Genomic DNA, 11,876 nt, shown 5'->3' with positions numbered 1-11,876 from the left:
AAAGTCTCGGGAGGAGTTGCAATCCCCCCGATGTCCGGAAACAGCTCGCAATTTCAAGAGCGGGCCCGAACTATGAACTAATTCGGCCCTGTCCGGTTCATTCGTAGCCGTTGGGGTTCTTCGATTGCCAATGCCACATGTCCTGGCACATTTCGCGCAGGTTCTTCTCCGCTGACCAGCCGAGGAAGTCGCGGGCAAAGGTTGGATCGGCGTAGCATTCCGCCACGTCGCCAGGACGGCGCGGTGCGATCTCATATTTGATCTCGCGGTTGGAAACATGCTCGAAGGCCTTGACCACATCGAGAACGCTATAGCCCTGCCCCGTGCCCAGATTGACCGAGAAGCACTGCGGCTCATCAAGCTTCTTGAGCGCTTTCAGATGCCCCGCAGCCAGATCGACCACATGGATATAGTCGCGAACACCGGTGCCATCAGGCGTCGGATAGTCATTGCCCCAGACATTCAGTTTCTCGCGGCGGCCGGTCGCGACCTGCGCGATGATCGGCATCAGATTGTTCGGAATGCCTTTCGGGTCTTCACCGATCAGGCCGCTCTCATGCGCGCCAACCGGGTTGAAATAGCGCAGGATGGCAATCCTCCAGCTATTGTCGCCATTATAAATATCGCGAAGCATGTCTTCGATGACGAGCTTGGTGCGACCGTAGGGATTCGTCGCCGTCAGCGGCTGATCTTCGGTGATAGGTAGTTTCTGCGGATCGCCATAAACAGTGGCGGACGAACTGAAAACCAGCGTTTTGACGCCTGTGGCCTCCATGGCTTGCAACAGTCGGAGTGTCCCGACCACGTTGCAATCATAATAGAGCATCGGCTTTTCGCTCGATTCCCCCACAGCCTTCAGACCGGCGAAGTGAATGACGGCGGTGCATTTGTGATGCCGGATCACCTGTTCCAGAAAGGCGCGGTCACGAATATCACCGGCTTCACGGCGTGGCGTGCGCCCGGTAATCTGTTCGATGCGATGCAGGGCTTCCGGGTGGCTGTTATCAAAATTATCGACCACAACGACGTCGTGGCCTGCCTCGATGAGCTGAACGCAGGTGTGCGAACCAATATAGCCGGCACCGCCAGTCACAAGAATTGTCATCGTTTATGTATCCGCTTGTTGAACATACCGCCCCGATGTGCGATCCCCGGCTGACTATGCAAAATCAGTAACAGACTTCAAGCCATCCGGCACGATTCTCTCGAATTGACAGACACGGATTAGCCAAGTTTGATGGAGCGAAGATGAAACCTTCCCGCAATATTGATCGCTTGCTGGAAATCATGGCAGCGCTTCGCGACCCCGAAACCGGCTGTCCGTGGGATGTGGAACAGAGTTTCGAATCCATCATGCCCTATACGCTCGAGGAAACTTATGAGGTCCTCGATGCCATAGAGCGCAACGATATGGACGATCTGCGTGAAGAGCTTGGCGACCTGCTGTTGCAGGTGGTGTTTCATTCGCGCATGGCCGAGGAACAGGGCAGCTTTGCATTCGGCGATGTTGTCGAAGCCATCACGCATAAGATGATCAGGCGGCATCCGCACGTTTTTGGTGACGCCGAAGCCAGAAGTGCCGGCATGGCCAAGGGGTCGTGGAACCGCATCAAGGCGGAAGAAAAGGCCGAACGGGCCGAGCGGCGCTCCAAACTTGGACTTGAAACGACGGAAAAGAACGGCTTCCTGGATGATATTCCACAAGCCTTCCCCGCCCTGCTGCGCGCCCTGAAACTTCAGCAGAAAGCTGCGAAAGTCGGATTCGACTGGTCTGAAGCGGCACCGATTCTCGACAAGATCGCCGAAGAAACCGCAGAGCTCAAGGAAGCAATGGCGGCACGGGAACGCGGAAATATCGAAGAGGAATATGGCGACCTGCTGTTTGCCATGGTCAATCTTGGCCGCCATCTCGAAATCGACGCAGAAACCGCACTTGTCGCCGCCAATGAAAAGTTCAAGCGGCGGTTCCATTTCATCGAAAAGACACTCGGTGAAGCCGGTAGCGATCTCGACGCTGCTACCCTCGACGAAATGGAAGCAATCTGGGGTGAAGCGAAGAAAAAGGGCCTTTAGAGCGGGGTTCTGTCAGGTTGGATCGCCCCCCTCAAAGCTTTTGCCTGAAGGCGGGCTCCCACTCTCCGGAATCATGCTCTGATGACGCCTATTTCTTGTCTTCCCATTTTGGTCGGAACATCTGGTAGACGCTTTCCGTCGTGGAAAAATCCATGTAGCCCAGCCTGCTGACAGGTCTGGTCTTGGCAATATCGATGAGACCATCGGTCAAGACCTGTTCATCGATATGGACGCCGACGACTTCGCCAATCACCATGTAATTGTCGGTCAGCCTGCCCTCTTTATCCTGCAATCGCTTGATCTCCACCGCAACGCATTCAAGCGCGGCGTAGGCTTCCTTGACGCGCGGTGCTGCGATAAGCCTGCTTGCTGCCCTGGTGAGACCCGCGTAGTCGAACTCGCTGACGCCGCGCGGGGCGTTGACGGATGACGCATTCATCTGCGTTCTCAAATGATCGCTCACCAGGTTTGCAGTGAACTCACCGGTCTGCTCGATGAACGAAACGCTGTCCTTCGCACCGTTCGAGGAAAACATGACCATGGGCGGGGTGTCGCAGATCGCGTTGAAGAAGGAATAGGGCGCGAGATTGACCGCGCCCTCCTTCGATTGCGTCCCTATCCAGCCAATAGGGCGCGGGGCCACGATCGCCTTGAACGGATTATGGGGCAGCGGGTGCCCTTCCTTCGGTTCGTAAAACATAAGCCTGTCCGTTGATTAGCAATGGTTGTTAAAGCCGATTCTAGGCTTGCTCCCACGGGCCGGAATATTCCGATACGATCTTGTCCATATCTGCTCTCGGGCGTTCCGGCATCTTGTTTGCTGCCGATCCGACATGAACGAACCCGGCAACGCGTTCATGGGGCGCCAGCCCCAGAAATGCGCGGGCGGGCGCGTCGTCGGCATACCAGTTTGTGATCCAGTTGGTAGCGTATCCGAGCGCATTGGCAGCGGTGCAAAGGTTCATCGCTACAGCCCCGGCGGACAGAAACTGTTCCCATTCCGGAATGCGCTCGTGGGCGACGGGTGACGATACGACGCCAACGACGAGCGGCGCGCGAGAAAAGCGCGTCAGCTCTTTTTCCTTGCGACCTTCCGGAAGCGGGCCTTCAATTTCTTCGGCACGCCGGGCCAGATACTCGCCAACCCTGACACGTGCATCGCCTCGATAGAGGATGAAGCGCCACGGCGTCAGACGTCCGTGGTCCGGCACGCGCGCGGCGACTTTCAGCAGTGTTGCCAGTTCCTCGCCCTCGGGTGCCGGTTCGGTAATCGCCGAAATCGGGGTGGAACTGCGCTGCGCCAGAAAATCGAATACCGGGTGGGCCACGGATAACCTCATCACTACAATGCTGCTTATATCGCTCCACTTATTTGGGGCTGCCTCTTCTCGCCCGTTGCACCCGAACTGTAAAGTCAAAATTCAAGGTTGGAACAATTGCAGGAATTTGCAAAAATGCGGGCTCCGAAAGCGATTTGGCCTTGAATTCGCCACCCGCATGGGCTCAAAAATACAGCATGTCGGATTGCTTGAACCTGCTTTATTCAAAGAGAAAAACAGCCCTCGGGAGAGGATCGCTCCTATCAGCGATCATGCTTGCCGTCAGTGCAGTGCCATCGTTGGCTCAGGGCCTCGATCCGCAGACACATATTCCGCAATTGCAGACCACGACGACCGGCCTGCCCGACTTGCCGCAACCGGCGCTCAATCTCCCGACGCTGAATAATTACGCCTCCCCCTCGAGCCCCGAGAACAATCCGCTCGCCCAGACGCGCGAACTCGATCTCAAGGCGCGACTGAGTGAGGACGGCGGAGACATCCCGGCAGGGCTTGTCTGGCGCGTATTCTCGCCCGATGTCGGAGCTGATGGCCAATTGCCGCTTATCGCGAGCGCCCAGGGCGGCGGCGCGGTTTTCAACCTGCCCGAAGGCAGCTATCTCGTGCATGTCGCCTATGGGCGCGCGGGTGCCACAAAGCGGATCACGGTTGGAAATGCGACGCGCCATGAAGTGATGATGCTGGATGCCGGTGGGATGAAGCTTAGCGCTATCCTGCCCGATGGCGGCAAGATCAACAATGATCTCCTGCGTTTCTCGATTTATGCCGACGAGGATAATAGTGACCGTTCGCTGATCGTCCCCGACGTCAAGCCGAACACGATCATCCGCCTCAACAGCGGCACCTATCACGTTGTTTCCAATTATGGTTCGGCGAACGCCATCATCCGTGCGGATATTCGGGTGGAAGCCGGAAAACTGACCGAAGCGACTGTTCAGCATCGTGCTGCGGAAGTGACGTTGAAGCTTGTGCGCGAGCGCGGCGGCGAAGCACTCGCCGACACATCCTGGTCTATCCTCAACGCTTCCGGCGATGTGGTGCGTGAAAGCGCCGGTGCCTATTCATCAATGGTTCTCATCGAAGGCGATTATGTTGCGGTCGCCAAGAACAAGGACCGCATTTATCAGCGTGATTTCAAGGTGTCGTCCGGCAAGAACGAGGAAGTTGAAGTCGTCGCCAATGGCGAATCCGAACCTGCTCAGGACAGTATGGATTAGACTCTTTCCGCCTTAAAAAATCAAAGGCCGCGCAGTGCGCGGCCTTTTTATCATCAATTGCCATTCTTCAGACGCAGCAGATCAGGCGGCGTTGCCTCTTCCACAAGGCGCGCGATCGCTTCGTCGAGCGTCATCGATTCCTGATCCCGGGAACCGAGACGGCGCATATTGACGGTGTTTTCTTCCGCCTCGCGCTTGCCGCAAACCAGGATGACTGGAACCTTCTGCAACGAGTGCTCACGAACCTTGTAATTGATCTTCTCGTTGCGCAGATCGGTTGCGACCTGCAATCCGGCGGCCTTCAGCTTTGCGGCAGCCTGTGCGGCATATTCATCGGCGTCCGAGGTGATCGTGGCAACGACAACCTGCACCGGCGCGAACCACAACGGCATGTGACCGGCGAAGTTCTCGATCAGAATGCCCAGAAAGCGTTCCATTGAACCGCAGATCGCGCGGTGGATCATCACCGGCTGGCGCTTTTCTGAATCCTTGTCGATATAGAAAGCACCGAAGCGTTCCGGCAGGTTGAAATCGACCTGCGTGGTGCCGCACTGCCATTCACGACCAATGGCGTCCTTCAGCGTATATTCGAACTTCGGCCCGTAGAACGCGCCCTCGCCCGGCAGGACGCCGGTCTTGATGTTGTTGGACTGCTGCTGGATCTGATCCAGCACCGACATCATCACGCTTTCTGCACGATCCCATAGTTCGTCCGACCCCACGCGCTTTTCAGGACGGGTGGACAGCTTGATGGTGATTTCCTCGAAGCCGAAATCCTTGTAGACCGACAGGATGAGATCGTTGATGCGCAGGCACTCCGCCGCCATCTGCTCTTCGGTGCAGAAGATATGCGCATCGTCCTGCGTAAAGCCGCGCACACGCATCAGCCCATGCAATGCGCCGGACGGTTCGTAGCGATGCACATTGCCGAATTCAGCAAGCTTGATCGGCAGATCGCGATAGGATTTCAGGCCGTGCTTGAATATCTGCACATGGCCGGGGCAATTCATCGGTTTCAACGCGAACACGCGATCATCGTCGGTTTCATCCCCGGCGACGGTCACCTTGAACATGTTGTCGCGATACCAGCCCCAGTGACCGGAGGTTTCCCACAGCGACTTGTCCAGCACCTGCGGCGCGTTCACTTCCTGATAGCCGTGGCTGTCGAGGCGGCGGCGCATATAGCTCACCAGATTCTGGAACATCTTCCAGCCCTTGGCGTGCCAGAACACGACGCCCGGCCCTTCTTCCTGGAAATGGAACAGGTCCATTTCACGGCCAAGGCGACGGTGATCGCGCTTTTCGGCTTCTTCAAGCATATGGAGATAGGCCTGAAGATCGTTATCGTTCGCAAAGGCAGTGCCATAGATGCGGGTCAGCATTGGATTGTTGGCATCGCCGCGCCAATAGGCGCCGGCAACCTTCATCAGCTTGAAGGAATTGCCGATCTGGCCTGTGGAGGCCATGTGCGGACCGCGGCAGAGGTCGAACCAGTCGCCCTGATAATAGATCTTGAGATCCTGCCCGGCCGGAATGGCGTCAACCAGTTCCACCTTGTAGTTTTCGCCCTTGTCGGCAAAAACCTGCTTGGCCTTTTCGCGTGACCAGATTTCCTTGGTGAACGGCTTGTTGCGCTGGATGATCTCACGCATTTTCTTTTCGATCACCGGAAGATCGTCGGGCGTGAACGGTTCATTGCGCGCGAAGTCGTAATAGAAGCCGTTTTCGATGACAGGACCGATGGTAACCTGCGTGCCCGGAAAGAGCTCCTGCACGGCTTCTGCCAGAACGTGCGCCGTGTCGTGGCGGATCAGTTCGAGCGCGCGCGGGTCTTCGCGGGTCAGAATCTCGACCTTGCCGGAAGCGCCGAGGGGATCGGAAAGATCGCGCACGGTGCCATCGACGGCGTAGGCAACAGCTTTTTTGGCAAGTGATTTGGAAATCGATTCCGCGAGGCCGGCGCCGGTCATCGACGCATCGTATTCACGCACAGAGCCATCGGGAAATTGCATGGAAACGGTATTCGACATTCTAGTCATCCTTATCCAGTCCCGCCAACGATTGCGGGTGGGGTTCATGCGTATGAAATGAAGGTTGGGTTCTAGTCTTTTTCGCCCGGTCAGTAAAGCGCGACACGCTGACAGAGTCAGGCCGCGCTTATCGACGTCGAAAAGAATAAATCAGTTCCGGATCGGCAGGCAGTCAATCTTCTGCTGCTTCAGCTGAGCGCATGCCTTTTCGGCGGAGGCCGAATCCTTGAAGCCGGAGAAACGCGCGCGATAGACCTTGCGACGCTTTTCGGCCGGAGAAATTTCAGCCTTCAGACCCGGCGCGACCTTGTCGACCGCAGGCCGATACTTGGCCAGCAGTTGCTTTGCGCCGTCTAGCGTCGGCGGAGCGCCAAGCTGGATTGTCCAGGCAGATGCGCCAGCGGCAGAGGCGATCAGGAATCCGCCATCGCCCTGCTCTATGCGCGAATCGTCGATCAGCCCGGCGACAGCGTCGGCTTTGGGCTGGGCTGCGGCTGTTTGCTTCGCGACAGGCTGCGGCTTGGCCATTGCGACGAGTTGCCCCTTGGTTTCGGCGCCTTCGGTGCTGAACCGTGTCAGAAGCTTCGCCATCTGATCGTCGCGCTGCCGCGCCGATCCGGCGCCAAGAACAACGCCGACAAGATGCTTGTCGTTGATGATAGCCGAGGAAACGAGATTATAGCCGGACACGTCCGTATAGCCGGTCTTGATGCCATCCACGCCCTGATAGCGGTACATCAGGGTGTTGTGACCGTTCAGGACACGATTGCGGAACGTGAAGGAGCGCGTGGAAAAAAGCGCATATTGTTCCGGAAAGTCGCGACGCAGGCTCATGCCGAGAATTGCCATGTCGCGGGCGGTGGTAAGCTGTGTGGCCTTGGCAGTCAGACCCGAAGGATTGACGAAGAAGGTGCTCTTCATGCCGATCTGGCGCGCCCGCTGCGTCATCAGGCGACCGAAAGCGGCTTCAGATCCCGCCATATACTCGCCCATTACCGTTGCCGCATCATTGGCCGATATGACGATCATGCCATAGATGGCATCGTGCACGGTGATGGTTTCGCCCGGCTTCAGCCAAAGCTTCATGCGGACCTTGGATGCGGCGTTCTTCGAAATGGGCATTGCATCGTCCCAATGCAGCCTGCCGGTCTTGAGCGCCTCAAAAGCGAGATAAAGCGTCATCATTTTCGCCAGCGAAGCAGGCGCATGCTGAATATTGGCGTCGTCCTGACCGAGAATCCGTCCGCTATCGGCATCGAAAACCACCCAGGAGGTGCTCGCCATGGACGCGGATGTACAAAGCACACCTGCACCAAGCGCAAAGGATGCAATGAGACGCGAAAGGCGGGACGATGATTTCAGCATAACAGCTCGCAGGAATATGAACGCCGAGGGGGACATGCAGGCAAATTGCGGCCCGAAAAAGACCACAGCACTGCCTTAAATTTCAATTCTCAATGAAACGTTGATATCCTTAATGAATTATAATCAGCTAACAAAAAACTGTCAGAAATCTCCGTGCGGTGATGAGCACCGCCAGTAGCGCCAGGGCAGATACCATTTCAATTCATTGGGGAGCGTCCGGGGTACGGGATCGAATCCGTGTGTGCCGAATGGCCCGCAGCGCATGACGCGAAACAGCCCCATCCATCCGCCGCTCCACAGTCCGTGACGTGCGATGGCTTCGTAGGCATATTCGGAACAGGTCGGCAAATGCCGGCAGGAATTGCCGATGAGGGACGATAATGTCACCTGATAGAATCGTACGAATGCCGTGCCGATCAGCCTTCCCGGCGTCTTGCGCCAAGGATCGGTAAAGTTCCTGCTATACCGTTTTGGCGGCCCCTCGCCCCCATGATCCTTGCCGCAGGAACACATCAGGCAGCTTTGGCCTTCTCCTCTATCTGCCGGATGCAATCGACAACCGCATCGAAGGTCAGCAGCGTGGAGGCATGGCGCGCCTTGTATTCGCGCACCGGCTCGAAATATTTCAGATCGGCAAAGCGTCCTTCCGGTGCAGGGCCTTCTTCCTTGAGCATCTTGTACATTTCATCGCGAACGGCTTTCAGTTCCTCCGCGGAAGCGCCGATGATATTGCGCGCCATGACGGAGGAAGAAGCCTGTCCAAGCGCGCAGGCCTTCACCTCATGCGCGAAATCCGTCACGACGCCATCCGCCATTTTCAGATAGACGGTAACGGTCGAACCGCACAGCTTGGAATGCACCTTGGCAACCGCGTCCGGTTCGGGAAGACGCCCAAGGCGCTCCATGTTTCCGGCGAATTCCAGGATGCGTTTGTTGTAAATATCATCGATCATCGAGGCGACCTTCCGCCGTGCCGGAGAAAAACATAAATTTGTCGCCCGGCTGCGGTTTGAAGTTGCAATTTATTGTCTATATAATAGGCAAGTAGCGTCTGCGCCATGGGTAACAATAGCACAGACCCCGGGGGCAGTCGCACGAAAACCTGTCCGGTGACCGTAAGCGCCGGATCAATACATCGCCCGCTCGCAAAGCGTATCGTTGTATTGTCCGTTTAACTCGTCTCCTCCTTGAAGGAGACTACTGGAGAATACTGATGGACGCTCGCATCCTCAAAGAAGATGACGAATCCGGCCTGCCGAACAAGCAGGCAGATGTAACTCTTTTGCATGGCAAGCCGACGCAGGCCGATGCGGAAGCGGCGGTACGCACGCTTTTGCTTTGGGCTGGAGACGACCCGGAGCGCGAAGGCCTTCTGGAAACGCCGAAGCGTGTGGCAAAGGCTTATAAGGAACTGTTCGCAGGCTATACGGAAAGCCCGGAAGAAGTCCTCGGTACGGTTTTCGAGGAAGTCGGCGGCTATAACGATCTCGTCCTCGTAAAGGACATTTCGTTCCATTCGCATTGCGAGCACCATATGGTGCCGATCATCGGCAAGGCCCATGTCGCCTATCTGCCCGACCACAAGGTGGTTGGCCTTTCCAAGATTGCCCGCGTCGTGGATATTTTCGCGCGCCGCCTGCAGACGCAGGAAAGCATCACTGCGCAGATCGCCGACAGTATCCAGCGCATTCTGAAGCCTCGCGGCGTTGCCGTCATGATCGAGGCGGAGCATATGTGCATGGCCATGCGCGGCATCCGCAAGCAGGGTTCGACAACCATCACCACCACTTTTACCGGCGAAATGCAGGTAAATGCGGAGGAGCAGGTTCGCTTCATGACCCTGACCCGCAGATAAGCGGCTGAAATGAGCTTCTTTCCCACACAGCCTTCCGACAAGAAGGCCATAGAAGAAGGCGCGACATTCATGCCGCGCTTCGATGCATCGGGCCTCATCACCGCTGTCGTTACCGATGCGCGTGACGGCGAATTGCTGATGGTCGCCCATATGAATGAGGAAGCGCTGCGGCTCACCCTCGAAACGGGAATTGCGCATTACTGGTCACGCTCGCGTTCCACGCTCTGGAAGAAGGGCGAGACGTCGGGCAACCTGCAAAGCGTGGTCGAGTTGCGCACCGATTGCGATCAGGACGCGCTCTGGCTGAAAGTACGCGTTGCAGGCGATGGACCAACCTGCCACACAGGACGCCGCTCCTGCTTCTATCGGCAGGTTATTGCCGAGAATGGCGATATTTCCCTGGCCGTTGAAGGCTCTTGCGATCACGGGCACTAACCCCGGTCAAAAGGATGTGATGGCGCGAATATGAGTCGCGCCATCAATTCGCAGCATTTATTCTTTGGATACTATGTTTCACTAACGTGAAGCTGTTCCCGCCAAACGGAACTGTCGGAATCGTTTTAGCTATTTGCCTGTGCATTTCCTGACGCAAACCGTTTGCCCTTTTACCGGGCTCTTTTGCCGGAAGTGCTTCGGGTGGAAACGAAGAGGTGTCCATCGTGATGCTTGCATGGGGGCAGAAGCGGAAGGCTGCGAATAACGACCTTGCTCTGCCAGCAGAAGAACCCGCTGAAAAGCCTGAAATCAAGCGAGACCCGCGCCGGATAGCCCTGGCGCTGGGCGGTGGCGCTGCACGCGGCTGGGCCCATATCGGCGTGCTGCGCGCGCTGGACGAAGCCAATATCGATATCGAGATGATCGCCGGCACGTCGATCGGCGCGCTTGTTGGCGGCTGTTATCTGGCCGGAAAGCTGGACGAGCTGGAAGAGTTCGCCCGCAGCCTTACCCGGCGGCGCATGTTCAATCTTCTCGACATTACATTTCGCGGCAGCGGGTTGTTCGGCGGCATGAAACTGGACGGTCGACTGCGTGAGCATCTGGATGGCCTGCGCATCGAGGAACTGGATCGTCCCTTTGTTGCGATCTGCACCGAGTTGCGCACTGGGCATGAAATCTGGCTGTCCTCCGGCCCTCTGGTGGAAGCGATGCGCGCCTCCTACGCCCTGCCCGGCGTTTTCGAGCCTGTGCGCTGGCAGGAACGTGTGCTGGTCGACGGCGCACTGGTCAATCCCGTGCCGGTATCCGTATGCAGGGCTTATGAGCAGCGCCTCGTTCTGGCGGTCAACCTCCACTACGACCAGTATGGTCGCGCGGCGGTCATCAAACACGCGCAAACCCGGCAGGACAGTCTTACCGACGCAATCCATGGCGAGAAGGAAGCACGGCTCGGCATTACCGGCGTGATGATGGAAGCCTTCAACATCATTCAGGATCGTATATCGCGCGCCCGCATGGCTGGCGACCCGCCGGACGTCACGCTGATGCCGATCGTGGGACAGATCGGGCTTGCCGATTTCCATCGCGCATCCGAAGCGATCGACGCCGGATATACAGAAACGCTGAAGCGCCTTGAGGATATCAAGCGCCTGCAGGGCATCGCTGGCTGATTTTCGACAGCCGAAACGAATCCGGGGGAATCGGATTCACCGGATTCGCTTCCCGTTGCTCCCTTGAGCTTGGTCGCTGACCGCCGCGCATCCGCTTGATGACGTTTTTCAGAAATTTTTCTGATTTGTGGAAGTCTTTGAAAAAGCCCGGAAATTCGGAGTTTCCTCCGCTTCTGTCGTGATTGAGCACAAGCTTTTTCACATTCTTTTTCAAAAAGATTGCCGGAAGATGCAGATGGGGCTTGTGCACCCCAAAGTGATTTGCTAAATGCCCACTCGCCGACGGAGTTCGGCTCCTACCACGGGCGGTCGTGGCGGAATTGGTAGACGCGCAGCGTTGAGGTCGCTGTGGGGCAACCCGTGGAAGTTCGAGTCTTCTCGACCGCACCATC

At 57.0% G+C, this 11,876-nt stretch carries 13 protein-coding genes and 1 tRNA gene; 6 read left to right on the top strand and 8 right to left on the bottom strand.

All coding sequences use genetic code 11. From position 1 onward, the window contains the following. Window positions 1–97: 97 nt before the first annotated feature. Window positions 98–1,105 (bottom strand): UDP-glucose 4-epimerase GalE, encoded by a 1,008-nt coding sequence (galE, locus tag OINT_RS05640; protein ID WP_006466818.1) that lies wholly within the window; start codon window positions 1,103–1,105, stop codon window positions 98–100. Between the two features lie 143 nt (window positions 1,106–1,248). On the opposite strand from galE, the gene mazG reads away from it, so the two are divergent. Then, complete coding sequence (gene mazG / locus OINT_RS05635; RefSeq protein WP_006466817.1) at window positions 1,249–2,073, top strand: nucleoside triphosphate pyrophosphohydrolase; 825 nt, start codon at window positions 1,249–1,251, stop codon at window positions 2,071–2,073. 88 nt (window positions 2,074–2,161) lie between these two features. Here mazG and OINT_RS05630 read toward each other — a convergent pair whose 3' ends face one another. Both OINT_RS05630 and OINT_RS05625 read right to left on the bottom strand, forming a co-directional pair. Beyond that, complete coding sequence (locus OINT_RS05630) at window positions 2,162–2,773, bottom strand: flavin reductase family protein (RefSeq protein WP_006466816.1); 612 nt, start codon at window positions 2,771–2,773, stop codon at window positions 2,162–2,164. A gap of 40 nt (window positions 2,774–2,813) precedes the next feature. Next, window positions 2,814–3,401, bottom strand: a complete 588-nt coding sequence (locus OINT_RS05625) for a nitroreductase family protein (protein ID WP_006470464.1) — start codon at window positions 3,399–3,401, stop codon at window positions 2,814–2,816. A 263-nt stretch (window positions 3,402–3,664) separates the two neighbouring features. Here OINT_RS05625 and OINT_RS05620 point away from each other — a divergent pair, with 263 nt between their 5' ends. Next, window positions 3,665–4,627: a hypothetical protein gene (locus tag OINT_RS05620; protein WP_006470463.1), complete on the top strand. Its 963-nt coding sequence runs from the start codon at window positions 3,665–3,667 to the stop codon at window positions 4,625–4,627. A gap of 53 nt (window positions 4,628–4,680) precedes the next feature. Here the strand turns inward: OINT_RS05620 and thrS are convergent, their stop codons facing one another. From thrS to OINT_RS05605, 4 genes are all read right to left on the bottom strand, one after another. Continuing rightward, the gene (thrS, locus tag OINT_RS05615; RefSeq protein WP_006470462.1) at window positions 4,681–6,657 is read right to left on the bottom strand and encodes a threonine--tRNA ligase; all 1,977 of its coding nucleotides are present in this window, start codon (window positions 6,655–6,657) and stop codon (window positions 4,681–4,683) included. Between the two features lie 150 nt (window positions 6,658–6,807). Then, window positions 6,808–8,022 carry a D-alanyl-D-alanine carboxypeptidase gene (locus tag OINT_RS05610; RefSeq protein ID WP_031352572.1) on the bottom strand — a complete coding sequence of 405 codons (1,215 nt, stop codon included), beginning with the start codon at window positions 8,020–8,022 and terminating at the stop codon, window positions 6,808–6,810. A gap of 141 nt (window positions 8,023–8,163) precedes the next feature. After that, on the bottom strand, window positions 8,164–8,535 hold the full coding sequence (gene yidD, locus OINT_RS22825; protein ID WP_006470460.1) for a membrane protein insertion efficiency factor YidD: 372 nt from the start codon (window positions 8,533–8,535) through the stop codon (window positions 8,164–8,166). Beyond that, complete coding sequence (locus OINT_RS05605) at window positions 8,535–8,975, bottom strand: iron-sulfur cluster assembly scaffold protein (protein WP_006466811.1); 441 nt, start codon at window positions 8,973–8,975, stop codon at window positions 8,535–8,537. Before OINT_RS05605 ends, yidD begins: the two co-directional genes overlap by 1 nt. 260 nt (window positions 8,976–9,235) lie before the next feature. Between OINT_RS05605 and folE the strand changes: the two genes are divergently transcribed. The 3 genes from folE to OINT_RS05590 all read left to right on the top strand — a co-directional run bounded on the left by folE (window position 9,236) and on the right by OINT_RS05590 (window position 11,484). Next, the gene (gene folE / locus OINT_RS05600; RefSeq protein ID WP_006466810.1) at window positions 9,236–9,877 is read left to right on the top strand and encodes a GTP cyclohydrolase I FolE; all 642 of its coding nucleotides are present in this window, start codon (window positions 9,236–9,238) and stop codon (window positions 9,875–9,877) included. A gap of 9 nt (window positions 9,878–9,886) precedes the next feature. After that, on the top strand, window positions 9,887–10,312 hold the full coding sequence (hisI, locus tag OINT_RS05595) for a phosphoribosyl-AMP cyclohydrolase (protein WP_006466809.1): 426 nt from the start codon (window positions 9,887–9,889) through the stop codon (window positions 10,310–10,312). A 224-nt stretch (window positions 10,313–10,536) separates the two neighbouring features. Next, window positions 10,537–11,484 (top strand): patatin family protein, encoded by a 948-nt coding sequence (locus OINT_RS05590; protein WP_006470459.1) that lies wholly within the window; start codon window positions 10,537–10,539, stop codon window positions 11,482–11,484. Here OINT_RS05590 and OINT_RS23795 read toward each other — a convergent pair. After that, on the bottom strand, window positions 11,456–11,698 hold the full coding sequence (locus OINT_RS23795; protein WP_157796373.1) for a hypothetical protein: 243 nt from the start codon (window positions 11,696–11,698) through the stop codon (window positions 11,456–11,458). The genes OINT_RS05590 and OINT_RS23795 overlap by 29 nt on opposite strands. A gap of 91 nt (window positions 11,699–11,789) precedes the next feature. Here OINT_RS23795 and OINT_RS05580 point away from each other — a divergent pair. Then, window positions 11,790–11,874, top strand: a tRNA-Leu gene (locus OINT_RS05580). Window positions 11,875–11,876 lie beyond the last annotated feature (2 nt).

The organism is Brucella intermedia LMG 3301, from assembly GCF_000182645.1.
Taxonomy (GTDB): Bacteria; Pseudomonadota; Alphaproteobacteria; order Rhizobiales; family Rhizobiaceae; genus Brucella; species Brucella intermedia.
Note: the sequence above shows the minus strand (reverse complement) of the source record. Positions and strands in the feature narration are given on the sequence as shown.

Bases quoted from the DNA above. Each gene is read 5' to 3' on its own strand.
- galE (WP_006466818.1), bottom strand. From the start codon at position 1,105: ATGACAATTCTTGTGACTGGCGGTGCCGGCTATATTGGTTCGCACACC.
- mazG (WP_006466817.1), top strand. From the start codon at position 1,249: ATGAAACCTTCCCGCAATATTGATCGCTTGCTGGAAATCATGGCAGCG.
- OINT_RS05630 (WP_006466816.1), bottom strand. From the start codon at position 2,773: ATGTTTTACGAACCGAAGGAAGGGCACCCGCTGCCCCATAATCCGTTC.
- OINT_RS05620 (WP_006470463.1), top strand. From the start codon at position 3,665: ATGCTTGCCGTCAGTGCAGTGCCATCGTTGGCTCAGGGCCTCGATCCG.
- thrS (WP_006470462.1), bottom strand. From the start codon at position 6,657: ATGTCGAATACCGTTTCCATGCAATTTCCCGATGGCTCTGTGCGTGAA.
- OINT_RS05610 (WP_031352572.1), bottom strand. From the start codon at position 8,022: ATGCTGAAATCATCGTCCCGCCTTTCGCGTCTCATTGCATCCTTTGCG.
- yidD (WP_006470460.1), bottom strand. From the start codon at position 8,535: ATGTGTTCCTGCGGCAAGGATCATGGGGGCGAGGGGCCGCCAAAACGG.
- OINT_RS05605 (WP_006466811.1), bottom strand. From the start codon at position 8,975: ATGATCGATGATATTTACAACAAACGCATCCTGGAATTCGCCGGAAAC.
- folE (WP_006466810.1), top strand. From the start codon at position 9,236: ATGGACGCTCGCATCCTCAAAGAAGATGACGAATCCGGCCTGCCGAAC.
- hisI (WP_006466809.1), top strand. From the start codon at position 9,887: ATGAGCTTCTTTCCCACACAGCCTTCCGACAAGAAGGCCATAGAAGAA.